Origin of the sequence: uncultured Ferrimonas sp. (genome assembly GCF_947489035.1) — a bacterium.
Taxonomy (GTDB): Bacteria; Pseudomonadota; Gammaproteobacteria; order Enterobacterales; family Shewanellaceae; genus Ferrimonas.
Genome location: NZ_CANLCI010000024.1, coordinates 35471 through 50216, shown reverse-complemented (window position 1 = coordinate 50216; position 14746 = coordinate 35471). Strand labels below are relative to the sequence as shown.

At 56.3% G+C, this 14746-nt stretch carries 14 protein-coding genes; 7 read left to right on the top strand and 7 right to left on the bottom strand.

Annotated elements, in window-relative coordinates; all coding sequences use genetic code 11:
* Positions 1-6 precede the first annotated feature (6 nt).
* The 5 genes from trpCF to aroF are packed head-to-tail and all read right to left on the bottom strand — an operon-like array spanning position 7 to position 5546.
* Complete coding sequence (gene trpCF, locus Q0796_RS13820; RefSeq protein WP_298444218.1) at positions 7-1383, bottom strand: bifunctional indole-3-glycerol-phosphate synthase TrpC/phosphoribosylanthranilate isomerase TrpF; 1377 nt, start codon at positions 1381-1383, stop codon at positions 7-9.
* Positions 1380-2390 (bottom strand): anthranilate phosphoribosyltransferase, encoded by a 1011-nt coding sequence (trpD, locus tag Q0796_RS13815; protein ID WP_298444217.1) that lies wholly within the window; start codon positions 2388-2390, stop codon positions 1380-1382. Before trpD ends, trpCF begins: the two co-directional genes overlap by 4 nt.
* A complete protein-coding gene (locus Q0796_RS13810; RefSeq protein ID WP_298444237.1) occupies positions 2384-2977 on the bottom strand; it encodes an aminodeoxychorismate/anthranilate synthase component II in 594 nt (197 codons plus the stop codon). Before Q0796_RS13810 ends, trpD begins: the two co-directional genes overlap by 7 nt.
* Positions 2977-4533: an anthranilate synthase component 1 gene (locus tag Q0796_RS13805; RefSeq protein ID WP_298444215.1), complete on the bottom strand. Its 1557-nt coding sequence runs from the start codon at positions 4531-4533 to the stop codon at positions 2977-2979. The genes Q0796_RS13810 and Q0796_RS13805 overlap by 1 nt, the downstream gene beginning before the upstream one ends.
* Positions 4533-5546, bottom strand: a complete 1014-nt coding sequence (gene aroF, locus Q0796_RS13800) for a 3-deoxy-7-phosphoheptulonate synthase (protein WP_298444213.1) — start codon at positions 5544-5546, stop codon at positions 4533-4535. The genes Q0796_RS13805 and aroF overlap by 1 nt, the downstream gene beginning before the upstream one ends.
* 315 nt (positions 5547-5861) lie before the next feature.
* On the opposite strand from aroF, the gene Q0796_RS13795 reads away from it, so the two are divergent.
* From Q0796_RS13795 to rluB, 5 genes are read left to right on the top strand one after another with little or no spacing between them, the layout of a single operon-like run.
* Positions 5862-6701, top strand: a complete 840-nt coding sequence (locus Q0796_RS13795) for a PHP domain-containing protein (protein WP_298444211.1) — start codon at positions 5862-5864, stop codon at positions 6699-6701.
* Positions 6698-7318 carry an L-threonylcarbamoyladenylate synthase gene (locus Q0796_RS13790; protein ID WP_298444209.1) on the top strand — a complete coding sequence of 207 codons (621 nt, stop codon included), beginning with the start codon at positions 6698-6700 and terminating at the stop codon, positions 7316-7318. The genes Q0796_RS13795 and Q0796_RS13790 overlap by 4 nt, the downstream gene beginning before the upstream one ends.
* A 47-nt stretch (positions 7319-7365) precedes the next feature.
* The gene (locus Q0796_RS13785) at positions 7366-8175 is read left to right on the top strand and encodes a ScpA family protein (protein WP_298444208.1); all 810 of its coding nucleotides are present in this window, start codon (positions 7366-7368) and stop codon (positions 8173-8175) included.
* Positions 8172-8756 carry an SMC-Scp complex subunit ScpB gene (scpB, locus tag Q0796_RS13780; RefSeq protein ID WP_298444206.1) on the top strand — a complete coding sequence of 195 codons (585 nt, stop codon included), beginning with the start codon at positions 8172-8174 and terminating at the stop codon, positions 8754-8756. The genes Q0796_RS13785 and scpB overlap by 4 nt, the downstream gene beginning before the upstream one ends.
* Before the next feature lie 10 nt (positions 8757-8766).
* The gene (rluB, locus tag Q0796_RS13775; protein ID WP_298444205.1) at positions 8767-9648 is read left to right on the top strand and encodes a 23S rRNA pseudouridine(2605) synthase RluB; all 882 of its coding nucleotides are present in this window, start codon (positions 8767-8769) and stop codon (positions 9646-9648) included.
* A gap of 51 nt (positions 9649-9699) precedes the next feature.
* Here rluB and Q0796_RS13770 read toward each other — a convergent pair whose 3' ends face one another.
* Together Q0796_RS13770 and Q0796_RS13765 are read right to left on the bottom strand one after the other, a co-directional pair.
* Entirely contained in the window at positions 9700-9921 is a 222-nt protein-coding gene (locus Q0796_RS13770) for a VF530 family protein (protein WP_298444203.1), read from the bottom strand.
* Positions 9922-10023: 102 nt separating this feature from the next.
* Complete coding sequence (locus Q0796_RS13765) at positions 10024-10770, bottom strand: YciK family oxidoreductase (protein ID WP_298444201.1); 747 nt, start codon at positions 10768-10770, stop codon at positions 10024-10026.
* A gap of 258 nt (positions 10771-11028) precedes the next feature.
* Between Q0796_RS13765 and Q0796_RS13760 the strand changes: the two genes are divergently transcribed.
* The gene (locus Q0796_RS13760; RefSeq protein ID WP_298444199.1) at positions 11029-13518 is read left to right on the top strand and encodes a VolA/Pla-1 family phospholipase; all 2490 of its coding nucleotides are present in this window, start codon (positions 11029-11031) and stop codon (positions 13516-13518) included.
* Between the two features lie 100 nt (positions 13519-13618).
* Positions 13619-14653, top strand: a complete 1035-nt coding sequence (gene sohB, locus Q0796_RS13755) for a protease SohB (RefSeq protein WP_298444197.1) — start codon at positions 13619-13621, stop codon at positions 14651-14653.
* The last annotated feature ends 93 nt before the right edge of the window (positions 14654-14746 follow it).

Sequence of the window (14746 nt, the reverse complement as noted above, 5' to 3'; positions counted from 1 at the left end):
TCTCTCTTAACAAAGCTTGCCGTAGCGGCGCAGCACTTGAAAGCAGTGGCGCAGCTGTTGATGATTTTTGTGGCCTGGGGCGTCTTCAATGGCGGAATTCAGATCCAAGCCCAAGCAGCCGGCGTGGATGGCGGCATCGATGTTGTCGGGGCCTATGCCACCGGCCAACATGGCGTCTCGCCGATCGGGGCCGAGCAGGCTCCAATCAAAACTGTGGCCGGTGCCACCAAATTGCCCCGCTTTGGCGCTGTCGTACAGTAGACGATCGGCGTTATTGACGCGGTTGCTGTTGTCTGGCTTTACTGCTTTCCAAATTTGGCACTGCACCGACTGGCGCAAACGGTTGATGTCTGCGTCGGTTTCGTTGCCATGCAGTTGCACCGCATGCAGGCCAAGAGCGTTGGCGACATAGGCGATCTCTTGCATTGGTTGGTTCACAAACACCCCAACAAAATTGAGATCAGCAGCGGCGGTTATGTCACGCGCTTGGCTTAAGGGGATCCGTCGTGGCGATTTTTCTGCAAAGATCAGCCCGCCATACAGTGCCCCCGCTTGCGCCACGGCTGTGGCATCGGCTGGGCGAGTGAGGCCGCACACTTTGTTGTGGCCAAAAATCAGCTGGCGACAAGCCAGATCAATGTTGGCTTGCTCGGTTAAGCTGCTGCCCACCAAAAAGCCATTTACTAGCGGGCTTAAGCGGCGCACTTGGCTGTGTTGGTAGATGCCGGATTCGCTGATCACCACTTTACCGGCAGGCACCAGCGGCGCCAGTCGTTCGGTCATCGCTAAGTCCACCGACAGATCGCGCAAGTCGCGGTTGTTGATGCCGATGATGTTGGCGTCCAGCGCGATGGCGCGGGCCATCTCCGCTTCGTTGCTGACTTCGGTGAGGATATCCAGCCCCAGCAGTTTGGCTTCGGCCGCCAGTTGCAGATAAAGCTGATCCGATAAGACTGATAGCATCAGCAGCGCCGCGTCGGCCCCGAGGTGGCGCGCTAAGCGCAGCTGGCGAGGATCGATGATGAAATCTTTGCACAGCACCGGCACCGACACCGCATCGCGTACCGCTTTTAGGTAATCAAAGTCGCCTTGGAAAAATTGCTCATCGGTCAGCACCGAAATCGCGGCGGCGTAGTCGTTGTAGATGGTGCCGATGGCAACCGGATCGAAGTCGGCGCGGATCAGCCCTTTGGAGGGGCTGGCCTTTTTGCACTCTAAAATAAAGCCAGCATTAGGCTGAGACAGCGCGGCAAATAAGCTGCGATCCGATGGCGCGGCGCGGGTATCCAGCAGCTCGCCAAACTTGGCGGCGAGGGCATCGATGTGGCCGGGCTTGGTGGCGACAATCTTATCCAGCACGGTATCGGTGATCAGCAGGCTCATTGGCTGGCCTCCGCAAACGCATTGATCAGCGCCAGCGCTTTGCCGCTGTCCATGGTGGCCAAGGCCAGCTTGGTGCCTGCGGCAATGGTGTCGGCTTTGCCTGCAAGGTAAAGGCCAGCACCGGCATTCACCGCCACGGCGGCGCGCTGCGCTGGGCTGCCACCGCCGCCAAGCAAGTCGCGGCTGATGGCCATGTTGTACTCGGGCTCGCCGCCTTCTAACTCTTGGATGTCAAACTGATCCACGCCCAGTTGTTGTGGGGTGTAGCTGCGTGGGTAAAGCTGACCCTCTTTCAGTTCAATCACATGGCTTTGGCCATGCACCGCCAGTTCATCTAAGCCCAGACCGTGCACCACCAAGGCGCGCTCCACCCCAAGGCTTTGCAGCACCTTGGCGATGGGTTCCACCAGCTCTGGGGAGTACACCCCCAGCAGCATCTGGTTTGGCCGAGCGGGGTTGATCAGTGGCCCCATGATGTTAAATAGGGTGCGAGTTTTCAGTTGTTGCCGTACCGGCGCGGCGTATTTCATCCCGGCGTGGTAGTGCGGCGCAAACAGGAAAGTCACTCCCAGCTGGTTCAGGCACTGCGCCGACTGCTCTGGGCTCATGGTGAGGTTGATGCCAAATTGACTGAGCATGTCTGACGAGCCGGACTTGGAGGAGACACTGCGGCTGCCGTGTTTGGCTACCCGCGCCCCGGCCGCGGCGGCGACAAAGGTGGCGGTGGTGGAGATATTGATGGTGTTGGCACCATCGCCGCCGGTGCCAACGATGTCGAGCAGATCGCCAGCGGGGCGGGGGAATGGGGTGGCGGCTTGGCGCAGCGCCAGCGCCGCACCGGCGATCTCGTCAATGGTTTCGCCTTTGAGCTTGAGTGCGGTCAGGGCGCTGGCCAATTGCGCTTCGGTCACGTCGCCAGCCACCACTTGGCTGAACAGATCGTGGCTTTGGGCTTGGGTTAATGATTGTCCCGCCAACAGCTGGGCTAACAGATCGGTGATCAACATAAAGGCTCTTCCTTGGTCAGTAAGCTCAGGGTTTGGCGCAGCAGTAACGCCCCGTGTTCGGTTAAAATGGACTCTGGGTGGAATTGAAAACCCACAGCGCGGTCGTGCGGCTGCACGATTGCCATCGCCATCTCGTCTACGTGGGCGGTAACGGTCAGTTGCGCTGGAATTTTCAGCCCCACTAACGAGTGATAGCGCGCCACCTGCAATGGGTTGGGCAAACCGGCAAACAGTGGGCCGTTGTCGTGCTGCATTGGGCTGGATTTGCCGTGCATCAATTGGGCGGCGCGGCCAACCTTGCCGCCGTAGTGTTCAATCATCGCTTGGTGGCCTAAGCAGATCCCCAGCATCGGTACCTTGCCAGCACACAGGGCGATAAGCTCCATCAGGCAGCCCGCATCATGGGGCGCGCCGGGGCCGGGGGACAGCACTAGCACTCCGGGCTCCGTTTGCGCCAGCAACTTAGCCGCGAGCTGCTTGGCGTCGATGTCGTTGCGGTACACGGTAACGGGGTAGCCGAGGCTGCGAAACTGATCCACCAGATTCCAAGTAAAGGAATCGAAGTTATCGAGCAGGGTAATTGGGATCATGCTTCACCTCCGATGGCGCGCAGCACCGCTTGGGCTTTGTTGCGGGTTTCGTCCGCTTCGCTTTGGGGATCGGAGTCGTACACCACGCCAGCACCGGCTTGCACGTGGGCAACGCCGTTGTTGACCAAGGCCGAGCGGATAACGATGCAGGTGTCCATGTCGCCGCGGCCATTTAAGTAACCCACGGCGCCGCCATAACTGCCACGGCGTTCGCCTTCCGCTTGGCGCAGCAACTGGGCCGCGCGCACCTTGGGAGCGCCGGTTAAGGTGCCCATGTTCATGCAGGCTTGGTAGGCGTGCAGCGCATCCAGATCGGTACGCAGTTGGCCAGTTACCCGCGACACCAAGTGCATTACGTGGCTGTAGCGATCCACCTTTAATAGCTCGGCCACTTTACGGGTGCCCGGTTGGCTGATGCGGGCTACGTCGTTGCGGGCCAGATCCACCAGCATCAGGTGCTCTGATAGCTCTTTTTGATCTTGGCGCAGCCCCAATTCGATGCGGCCGTCTAAGTCGTGATCGATGCTGCCGTCGCTGTGCTTGCCGCGTTGGCGAGTGCCCGCAATGGGGTAGATCTCCACTTGGTTGCTGGCCACTTCGTATTTCAGTGCGCTTTCTGGTGAGGCCCCAAACAGGGTGAAGTCTGGCGCCTGCATGTAAAACATGTACGGGCTGGGATTAAGCTGACGCAGCCGCTGGTAAGCGGAGATCGGCTCTGGGCAAGGCAGCGAAAAACGCCGGGCGGGCACCACCTGAAAGATGTCCCCAGCGCGAACGTGCTCTTTCAGCTCATCAACGGTGGCCATAAACTGGGCGTCGCTTTGGTTGATGGCCACCGATGCTGGTGCCACTGGGCTGTTAGGCAGGGCGGCTAAAGGCTGTTTTAACTGCGCCGCAATGGCACCAAGGCGCTGGCGTTTGTCGTTGCGTACTTGCTCTGCCAATTCGCCAGAGAACACGGTGCCAATAACCCGGGCGTTACGGGCTTGGTGATCCAACACCAAGGTGGTTTCGGCCAGATAGAACAGGTAATCCGGGCAGTTGTTGGCGCTGTCGGCCACCTCTGGCAGTGGCTCTACACTGGCCACCAGATCAAAGGCGAAGGCACCGGCGAGCAAAATGGACTCCGGCAGGGCGTTATCGGATTGAATGTTTTGCTGCAATAAGCGCAGTACCGTTAACGGCGATGGCGCGGTTAAGCGGCTGTCTTCATCGAGGCCTGCGGCAACGGCAGGCAGCTGCACTGTCATGGTGTCGCCACTCTCCACCGGCGCAAACGGCGCCAGTTGCTGGGCAATAAAGGGCATCAGGTTACGGCCGTTGGCGGTTAATGCGCTAACGGTCACCGTGCGCCCCATGCAACGCAGCGCAATGGCGGCGTCGAGCATGATCAGGCTTTTTAATCCGGCTTTGGATTCGATCTCGGCCGATTCCAGCAACAGGGTGTTGGCTTGGTTGTGGCACAGGCTGTGGTACACCTGCGCTGGCTCTGCGTGGTAGGCCACACTGGTGGTCAAGGTTTGCGCTTGGCCACTGATTTGATTAGGGCTCATTACAGCTGCTTCCCGGCGGCGTGAACGAAGGGGCGAAGGCCATCCATCAGGGTGGAAAACTGTTCGGCGTCCAGTGCTTGGTGGCCGTCAGACAGGGCTTCGCATGGCTTTAGGTGGCTTTCTACGATAATACCATCGGCGCCGACCGCTGCGGCGGCAAAGCTCAGTGGTGCAATTAACTCGCGCACGCCGGTGCCGTGGCTGGGATCCACTAAGACTGGCAGGTGGGTCTTGCGCTTCAAGTAGGCGACGGCATTCAGATCCAAGGTGTTACGGGTGGCGGTTTCAAAGGTGCGAATGCCACGCTCACACAGGATCACGTTAGGGTTGCCAGCATTCACAATGTATTCCGCCGCCAACAGTAACTCTTCAACGGTGGCGCTCATGCCGCGCTTTAACAGTACCGGCAATCGTAAGCGACCGACCGCTTCGAGTAAGCGGAAGTTCTGCATGTTGCGAGCGCCAATTTGAAAACAGTCGATGTAGTTGGCCATTAACTCAACGTCGTTGGCGTCGATCACCTCAGAAACGGTAGGCAGGCCAGTCAATTGGTTGGCTTCTTTAAGCAGTTTTAAGCCTGCTTCGCCCAGCCCTTGGAATGAATAGGGGCTAGTACGCGGCTTGAACGCTCCGCCGCGCAGGGCCGCAACGCCTTGGCCGTTCACCATTTTGGCGACGCTGAGCAGCTGTTCGCGGCTTTCAACGCCACAGGGGCCAGCAATCACGGTAAAGCGTTCGCCACCGACGGCGTGGTTGCCCAGCATCACGTGGGTATCAACTGGATTGATCTCGCGCGAGACCAGTTTGTATTTCGACAAAATCGGTTTGATCTCATCAACAATGGGGTTGCTGTCTAAATGCAGCGATTGCAGCACCCGTTCGTCGCCAATGGCGCCCAGTACGGTGCGTTCAACGCCGGGCATGTACAGCGGCTTTAACCCGAGGGCTTCAATTTGCGCCAGCAGTTGTTTGGCGGCAACTTCGGTTACGCCCGCTTTTAAAATGATGATCATGGTGCAAATCCTTTAAATACAAAAAAACCCGCTTTCGGTATGTCGAAAGCGGGCTGTAGAAATGAGTTTTTTCTCAGTCAGGCACAACGTATTGCACCCCCGCTATGTTCGGGAGCGCCACCACCAAGTGTTGTGTTGAATTGCGTTGTGCATGGGAGTTTCCTGACTGCTGTAGCGTGTAAACAAAAGTTGCCGTACTGGCTTGACAGTACAAAGGCTAACGGTTGCGCTAGGGGGCTGTCAACAACAAATGTCGATAGCTCGGACAAGGCGCTGGTGGTGACGTACAATGCGGGTAACTAGCGAAGGATACTTATGAAAATTGATCTGCATTGCCACAGCCGCGCTTCCGACGGCAGCTTAACTCCGACGGAACTGGTAAAACGGGCACTGCTGCAGCAGGTGTCGGTTTTGGCATTAACCGATCACGACACCACCGCAGGGCTGGCGGAAGCCAAGCAAGCGGCGGCAGGAACGGGATTAACCCTTGTTGATGGTGTGGAGATCTCCTCCAGTTGGCGCAACTGGGAGATCCACATCGTTGGCTTAGGTTTCGATGTGGATAACCAGCCGCTGCAACAACTGTTGGCTCGACAATCGGCTTGGCGTCAGCAGCGTGCCGAACAGATTGAAGCAAAGCTGGTTAAGCGTGGCGTAACAGGGGTTCTAGCCCTAGCGTCGACGTTTGCCGGTGGCGGCAATATTGGTCGCAGCCATTTTGCGAAAGCGATGGTTGAGCTGGGCATTGTGGCCAAGCCGCAGTTGGCGTTTGATAAATACCTAGGCAAAGGGCAATGCGCTTACGTGGGCAACCAGTGGGTTGAACTGGCGCAAGCGGTTGACCTGATCAACCAAGCTGGCGGCGTATCGGTCTTGGCCCACCCCAGTAAATACCAGTTGTCGAACAAGTGGCTGCGAATGTTAACCGCGGATTTTGTGGCCGCGGGCGGCCAAGCAATGGAAACCATTCATTGCCAAATTAACCCACAATTACAGCAGTTTTTGCAGCAGTTGGCGCAGGAGCATCAGCTGCTGTTGTCCGCTGGCAGCGATTTTCACGGCCCCAGCCGCTGGCTGGAATTGGGCCGCGGGCTACACCGACCCGACCAACCCGGGGTGTGGCACCATTTCGGTTGGACTAAGGAGAGCCAATGAGCCAGTTTTTCCAAATTCATCCGGACAACCCACAAGCCCGCTTGGTAACGCAAACGGTAGAGCTGCTGCATAAAGGCGGCGTTATCGCTTACCCCACGGATTCGGGCTACGCCCTTGGGTGCCACATTGGCGATAAAAAAGCGCTGGAGCGGATCTGTCGCATTCGCCAGATCAATGATGATCATCACTTTAGCTTGATGTGTCGGGATCACTCCGAGCTGGCCAATTACGCGCGGGTTGATAACGCCGCGTTTCGGCTGTTGCGTAACAACACCCCTGGCGCTTACACCTTTATCTTTAAAGGCACCAAAGAGGTGCCGCGCCGTTTGTTGAACCCAAAACGGAAAACCATCGGCATTCGCATCCCCGATAACCGCATTGCGCTGGCGATCTTGCAAGCCTTGGGCGAGCCGATGATGTCGACCAGTTTGATCCTGCCTGGTGAGAATGACAGCGAGGCGGATCCCTATGAGATCCGGCAGCGTTTAGAGCACGCGGTGGATCTGATTGTGGATGGTGGCTATATGCTGTCGCAGCCGACGACGGTGGTGGATCTGTCTGAGGATAACCCCGAGATCATTCGTGAAGGTGCCGGGGATCCCACCCCGTTTGAATAACCCCTGACAATCGGCTTGACTCACTCTATAATGGCGCGTTTTTTATTATGGCACTGGATCCCTCCATCATGACCGAGCAGCCCTCGTTACCGCTGGCGATTGTCCGCGGTAAACCGCTGTTGCAGGGGCCGGCGGATCTGTTTATCCCGCCGGACGCTTTGGAAGTGTTTTTAGAGTCGTTTGAAGGGCCGCTGGATCTGCTGCTGTATCTGATCCGCAAGCAAAAGCTGGATATTCTGGATCTGCCGATAATGACCATTACCGCGCAGTACATGGAATACATCGCGCTGATGGAAGCGATGAAGTTTGAACTGGCGGCGGAATATCTGGTGATGGCAGCCACCTTGGCTGAGATTAAGTCGCGGTTGTTGTTGCCTAAAGCGCCCAGCGCCGATGACGAAGAGCTTGATCCTCGTACGTTATTGATCCAGCAGCTGCAGGCGTATGAAGTGGTAAAAAGTGCAGCCGAAGGGTTGGACGAGTTGCCACGACAAGAGCGTGATGTGTGGCGTGCCCGGGCAGTACAGGCGGCGAATTTAGTGCCGCAGGTGGTGCCCGCGCAGGTGTCGCTGGATGAGATTTTCGGTGCGTTACGGCAAGTGATTGCCCGTGCCGATCATTTTGAACACCATCAGATAGCCAAAGAGTCGCTCTCTACTCGCGAGCGAATGAGCCAGATCCTCGCCAGCCTGAGCAGCACTGAGTTTACCCCGTTTGAACGGTTGTTCACGGTGGACGAAGGCCGCGCCGGGGTGGTGGTGAGCTTGCTGGCGCTGCTGGAGCTGTGCAAAGAGCAATTGATCGAGCTGCAACAAGCGCAAGTGGCTGGGCCCATCTATTTAAAGGCGCGAGTATGACCGGCTTAGACGACAATAAACTGCAACAGCTGATTGAAGCGGCGCTGTTTATTGCCGATGCCCCGCTGACCATTAACCAGTTAAAGCAAACGCTGCTGGCACCCTATGGGGTGGGCAGTGTGCAGATCCGCTCTGTGCTGTTGCAGCTGCAGCAGCATTATCAGGATCGCGGCGTGGTACTGGTGAAGCTGGGTGGCGCCTATCAGTTTCAAAGCCGTGAGGAGCTAAGCGAACCGCTGAGCGCCCTGTGGCAGCAAAAAGCGCCTCGATTTTCCAAGGCGTTGTTGGAAACTCTGGCACTTATCGCCTACCGTCAACCCATTACCCGGGGTGAAATCGAACGGGTACGGGGCGTTGCCATCAGTGCGGCCATCATGCGCACGCTGCTGGAACGGGGCTGGATTGCGGCAGTTGGCCACAAAGAGTTACCGGGTCGACCGGCGTTGTACGCCACGACCGAGCAGTTTTTACAATACTTTTGTTTGCAGAGTCTGGCGGACTTACCGGCTCTGGACGATGAACAGGCGTTAACGGCAATGTTTAGCCGTGCGCCAGCGGATCCCGATCCGCACGTACACTAAGAAGAGATTAATGAGCGAAAAATTACAGAAAGTATTAGCTCGAGCAGGTCACGGTTCCCGTCGGGAGATGGAAACGGTGATCGCCGCTGGACGCGTAAGCATCGATGGCCAAGTGGCCAAATTGGGCGATCGCATCGAAGGTGGTTCTGATCTGAAAGTACGCATCGACGGCACTCTAATTTCACTGAAGTCGGAAGACGAAGTGATCTGCCGTGTGTTGGCGTACTACAAGCCAGAAGGTGAGTTATGTACTCGCACCGATCCACAGGGTCGTCCTACCGTATTCGATCGCTTGCCGAAGCTGAAAGACAGCCGCTGGGTGGCCGTGGGCCGTTTGGACATCAACACTTCCGGTTTGCTGTTGTTCACTACCGACGGTGAACTGGCGAACCGCTTGATGCACCCATCCCACGAAGTTGAGCGTGAATACGCCATTCGTGTGTTTGGTGAAGTGGATGACGCCATGCTCAACCGTTTACGCCAAGGGGTTGATTTGGAAGATGGCAAAGCCAGCTTCCGCCGCTTGGGTCGTGCTGGTGGTGAAGGCTTAAACACTTGGTATCACGGGGTACTGACCGAAGGTCGTAACCGCGAAGTGCGCCGCATGTGGGAAAGCCAAGAGGTGCAGGTAAGCCGCTTGATGCGGATCCGTTACGGCGACATCCCACTGCCAAAAGGCTTGCCTCGCGGTGGCTGGGTTGAACTGCCATTAGAGCAGATCAACTACCTTCGCGGCGTGGTTGAAATGGGGCCGGAAACGCGCACCTTGTTAGCTCAAGATAAGGCTGGTCAGCGTCGTCAGAAAACCCTAAAGACCAATAAGATCCGTCGCGCAGTCAGCAAGCACCGCACCCGTGCTGGTGGCAGCCCGACTAAGCGTACTCGTACTTAATCGATTGGCGCAGCAAACAAAAAAGAGAGCCGAATGGCTCTCTTTTGCTATCTAGCGTTTGTTCAAAGTACGGATGTACAGTTGCTCTACTTTTTCTCGTGCCCATGGGGTTTTACGCAGAAATTTTAAGCTGGATTTGACCGATGGATCGTGGGTAAAGCAGCGGATGTTAATGAGGTAACCCAGTTCATCCCAGCCATACCAGTCCACCAGTTGCACCACGATTTTTTCTAGGGTGAGCCCATGCAATGGGTTGTTGGGTTGCTGATCCATAACGAGCCTGTGCGCTGATAAACATTCAAGGGGCGCGATTATAGCCCAACTGCCAAGAAAAAAGCCGATCATCCGATCGGCTTTTTTTGCTCAGGCGAACCGCTATCGCTTTGGCTGGGCGTCGAGGCTTTGGCCGCTCACATCGCAGCTGGCATCGCTCATCAGGTACAGATACAGCGGCATCAGATCGTCAGCGGTTTTTAGGGTCATTGGATCTTCTGCAGGAAAAGCCGTGGCACGCATCTTGGTGCGGGTGGCGCCTGGGTTGATGCAGTTGGCGCGCACGGTGCTGTCGCTCAGCTCGTCGGCCAGCGTTTGCATCATGCCTTCGGTGGCAAACTTAGAGATGGCGTAAGGGCCCCAAAAGGCGCGGCCTTGGCGGCCAACCCCTGAAGAGGTGAAAACGATGGAGCCATGCTGGGCTAATTTTAGCGCCGGCAGCAACGCTTTGGTTAGCATAAATTGGGCGGTCACGTTGACCTGCATCACCTCATTAAACATCGGCAGATCGATCTGTTCAAAAGGGGTTAATGCCCCTAAGAGTGACGCGTTATGCAACACCCCATCTAACCGACCAAATTGCTCAACAATGGTGTCGGCAAAGTCGCTGTAGTTTTGCTCCGTGGCACCCTGCATATCCAGTGGCACGATGGCGGGCTCGGGATAACCGGCCGCAACAATCTCGTCGTAGATGCTTTCCAGTTTTTTGGTGGTGCGTCCTAATAGGATCACGGTAGCGCCATGCATGGCGTAATGAAGGGCGGCGCTGCGGCCAATGCCGGCACCGGCACCGGTGACCAAAATGGTTTTACCGGCGAGCGCATCGGCGTCACATTGGAATTCCAACATCAAGTTTCCTTACTGCTTACTCAACTACATGAAATCTAAAAGCTTGTCTGACCATTATGCCATTGTTTTAAACATAAGCTGGGCCGAATGAGCAGCAATTGCTGACGATTACGGCAACTATTGTTGCAAAAATGTAGTAAGCGACTGGCTTATAGGTTAATTTTTCTAACAAAGTGGTTCTGGTAGTACCTCTTTGCCTGCCACCATTGTGCCAATGGAAGGCAACAAAATAAAAGTAAAGATAATTGGGGAGTAACAATGAAACGACTGATATTAACCGTGGCGGTTGCCTCGGCGTTAGGTCTAACCGGCTGTAACGGCGATAGCCAATCGGAATACCTTGCTGATGAAACCGGCGGCGATCTTGCCCCGCTGGCCGCCAGTCGCATTCAATTTGATCCAGCCAACGGCTTGATCCCATTACCAAATGATCTGCTGTTCTTAGGGACTCCCGATGGCACCTTGGAGATCCCAGGTGAAGACAGCGGCGATTACACCGATCCCCAGATAGCACTCGGTGGCCTCGATGGTTGGTCGACCACCATGCCAATCAACATCAATATCGATGTGGCGCCGGGTGCGGCGTCACTGGATCCGACGTCTGCGATGAATGCTGGTGCGGTGCGAGTATTTGAAGTGACCCTAGGTGGTCCACTGTCGCCGGATCCAAGCTGTGCCGATGAAGCGTCTATCAGCGTCTGTAAAGTGGGCGAAGAGTTAAGTTACGGCACTGATTTCGTGGTTAGCGCAACGGACAACAGCGTGGCGATTGTGCCACTGAAGCCGTTAAAGCCAACCACCGGGTACGCGTACATCACCACAACCGATTTGCTTGATACCGACGGTGAAGCGATCATCGGCTCGTTAAGTTTCGACAGCTTGATGCTGGACCTACCAGGCTTCACTGCTGATCAACTGAGCTTGAAAGCGCTGCTGGAAGATTACATCAATGAGTTGGCGGGGGCGCATTCGGTGGATGCCGACACCGTGACTTACGCTGGGGTGTTCACCACTCAATCGATCCAAGATTCGGTTGGCACCGTTAGCCAGCTGATGGCCGATGGCCTGCAACCGACCCCAAGCCGAGCAGTGTCGCCGTTGTTTGCCCCTAAGTGGTCGATGCCACCGATGCCTGCCGGCATTACCGTAGCTGATGCCTTAGGTTTAACCCCTGCAATGGGTACTGCGTACGCCTTAGCTGAGGCGACCGACGTGTTCACTGCGGAATTGGAGCTGCCTTATTACCTGACCATCCCAACGCCAACCAACCCAACCGTTGACAGCCGCTGGCAGGCATTGGGTGACAGCCCATTAGCGATTTTACAGCAGGCGTTGGCCGGTGCCATCTTGCCGGAAAACTTTGCGGCCCAAGCGATTGCTCAAGGCATTGACCCGATTGCGGCGCAATCGGATCCAAGCCTCTTGGTTGGCGCCAGCTTTATCTTGGACAACGGCGAAATGGCCGATCCACTGCGTCACGTTACCCGTTTTAACCCAGTGCCGAACCCGTGTGGCGGGGTGGATATGGCCACCTGCATGACGGGGGGGCAGCAACGGGTGAAGGTGCCGGTGCAGATCACCATGCCAAACAGCGCCAAATTGGCCGCTTTGGGACTAACCGTTGCTAAGCCTGCTACCGGTTGGCCAGTGGCGATGACCTTGCACGGCATTGGCCAAACGAAGGCCACCACCTTGCCACTGGCGGGGGCATACAGTTCTGCTGGGATCGCCACCGTAACCATCGACATGCCATTGCATGGCGATCGTGGTTTTGATCTGAATGGCGATGGCATCTATGAAATTAGCGCTTCCAACAGCAGTTTTGGCCCAGCTTACGCCAACGGCAATGTGCTGGTGTTTGCCAAGCTCGACAGCAGCTTAACTAACCGCGATAACTTCCGTCAGGCGATTGTGGATCAGCTGGGGTTACGCTTAAGCTTAACGGCGTTGACCTTAGGCGAAGTCGGGGCGGGTGCAGCACCCACCTTCGATATGGGCAAAGTGAGCCTGCAAGGGCTGAGCTTAGGTGGCATCACCGGCACCACCACCACCGCTTACGCCAACAGCTGGCCTGAAGCCTTAGGTGCCAACCCCTACGCATTAACGAATGCGTCGTTAGTTGCGCCAGCAGGCGGTTTAGCTGGCGCCTTTGCCGGTTCGGCGGCATTTGGTCCGGTACTGCGCGCCACCTTAGTGGCGGAGTTAGCACCAGACTGTATTGATCCGGCCAGCGGCGGAGTGATCGATGCCCCAGCCTGTGATGCCGTATTAGCGCAGATTGAAGCGGAGGTTATCCCTCCATTTGCTTTTGCTGCGCAAACCGCCATTGATTCGATGGATCCGATCAACCACGGTGCCATGTTGGCCGCAACAGGCACACCAGTGCACCTGATTGAAGTGATTGGTGACGCCACCCAGCCTGGTGACTTAGTGTTGCCAAACCGCGTTACGGGCTTCCCGTTGTCTGGTACCGAACCGTTGATCAGCGCCATTGGGTTGGATGGCGTTAGCGCCAGCGCGATGGATGCTGATGGCGTGAGTGGGGCGGTACGCTTTACCAAGGGCCATCACGGCTCGGTTGCCAGCCCGTTTGTACCGGCTGAATTAACCGGTGTGTTAACCGCTGAAGATGCCGCTGCCGCAACGGCAGAGATGCAATCTCAGGTGGTGAGCCACGCGGCTTCCCAAGGTAAGGCGTTAGCGGTGAGCAACGGCTGCATTGTGCAAGGTGGCAGCTGCGGCGAGTAGATTATTACCACGCGAATCAAGCCCGGCGGTTGCCGGGCTTTTTTGATCCGATACACTAACGGGCAACGCTATAACGAAAATCCATTCGCAGGAGAGTATGTTGGAATTTCTATTTGAGTACGGACTGTTTTTAGCCAAAGCGATCACGCTAGTGGTTGCCATCGCAGCGGTGATAGTCATTGCGGCGATCAGCAGCAAAAGCGGTAAGGCCAACAAGGGCAGCCTTACCGTGCATGACATCAGCGATAAGTTTGAAGATTATAAATCGCAATTGCAGCAGCAACTGCTCAGTGACGATCAACTCAAAGCGCTGACCAAAGCAGACAAAGCGGCCGCGAAAGCGAAGCGCAAGCAGGATAAAGAACAACACAAAGACCAAGCCAATGCGCGCCAAGGCCGTTTGTTTGTGATTGATTTTAAAGCGGGGATCGATGCCGCTGAAGTCAGCAACCTGCGTGAAGAGATCACCGCGTTACTGACGGTGGCTGAAGCGCAAGATGAACTGCTGGTGCGGGTAGAAAGTGGCGGCGGTATGGTGCACGCCTATGGGTTGGCGGCCAGCCAGCTTGATCGCGTGCGTCAGGCGCAGATCCCAATGACCATCTCGGTTGATAAAGTGGCGGCCAGCGGCGGGTACATGATGGCCTGCGTGGCCAATAAAGTGATTGCCGCTCCTTTTGCGATTGTAGGCTCTATCGGGGTGATTGCTCAGCTGCCAAATTTCAGCAAAGTACTGAAGAAAAATGACATCGACTTTGAGATGCACACCGCTGGTGAGTACAAGCGCACCATTACCATGTTTGGGGAAAACAGCGATGAAGCGCGCGCCAAATTCAAGCAAGAGCTGGAGCATACCCACGGCTTGTTCAAGCAGTTTGTCAGCAAGTACCGTCCGGAGCTGGAGATCAGTAAAGTTGCGACCGGTGAACACTGGTTTGGGCAGCAAGCGCTAGAGCTGGGGTTGGTGGATGCGATTCAAACATCAGACGATTACCTGATGCAGACGGATAAGCCGATTCTGCAGCTGCAATACCAACTGAAGCAGACGTTGGCTAAGCGCTTAGGCAAGGGCGCAGAAGCGGTGATTGAACGCAGCATGATGAAGCTGGCGGAGTTGGGGCAAATAAAGCGTTAACTGACGCCCGTAAAGTTGGATGATGGCGGATTTACTGCCCGCATGTCACAACTGAAAGCAGCAATAAAAAAGGCCAGCCGCAACCGCGACTGG

Bases quoted from the DNA above. Each gene is read 5' to 3' on its own strand.
- trpD (WP_298444217.1), bottom strand. From the start codon at position 2,390: ATGTTGATCACCGATCTGTTAGCCCAGCTGTTGGCGGGACAATCATTA.
- Q0796_RS13795 (WP_298444211.1), top strand. From the start codon at position 5,862: ATGAAAATTGATCTGCATTGCCACAGCCGCGCTTCCGACGGCAGCTTA.
- Q0796_RS13790 (WP_298444209.1), top strand. From the start codon at position 6,698: ATGAGCCAGTTTTTCCAAATTCATCCGGACAACCCACAAGCCCGCTTG.
- Q0796_RS13765 (WP_298444201.1), bottom strand. From the start codon at position 10,770: ATGTTGGAATTCCAATGTGACGCCGATGCGCTCGCCGGTAAAACCATT.
- rluB (WP_298444205.1), top strand. From the start codon at position 8,767: ATGAGCGAAAAATTACAGAAAGTATTAGCTCGAGCAGGTCACGGTTCC.
- Q0796_RS13785 (WP_298444208.1), top strand. From the start codon at position 7,366: ATGGCACTGGATCCCTCCATCATGACCGAGCAGCCCTCGTTACCGCTG.
- aroF (WP_298444213.1), bottom strand. From the start codon at position 5,546: ATGATCATCATTTTAAAAGCGGGCGTAACCGAAGTTGCCGCCAAACAA.
- scpB (WP_298444206.1), top strand. From the start codon at position 8,172: ATGACCGGCTTAGACGACAATAAACTGCAACAGCTGATTGAAGCGGCG.
- Q0796_RS13760 (WP_298444199.1), top strand. From the start codon at position 11,029: ATGAAACGACTGATATTAACCGTGGCGGTTGCCTCGGCGTTAGGTCTA.
- Q0796_RS13770 (WP_298444203.1), bottom strand. From the start codon at position 9,921: ATGGATCAGCAACCCAACAACCCATTGCATGGGCTCACCCTAGAAAAA.
- Q0796_RS13805 (WP_298444215.1), bottom strand. From the start codon at position 4,533: ATGAGCCCTAATCAAATCAGTGGCCAAGCGCAAACCTTGACCACCAGT.
- trpCF (WP_298444218.1), bottom strand. From the start codon at position 1,383: ATGAGCCTGCTGATCACCGATACCGTGCTGGATAAGATTGTCGCCACC.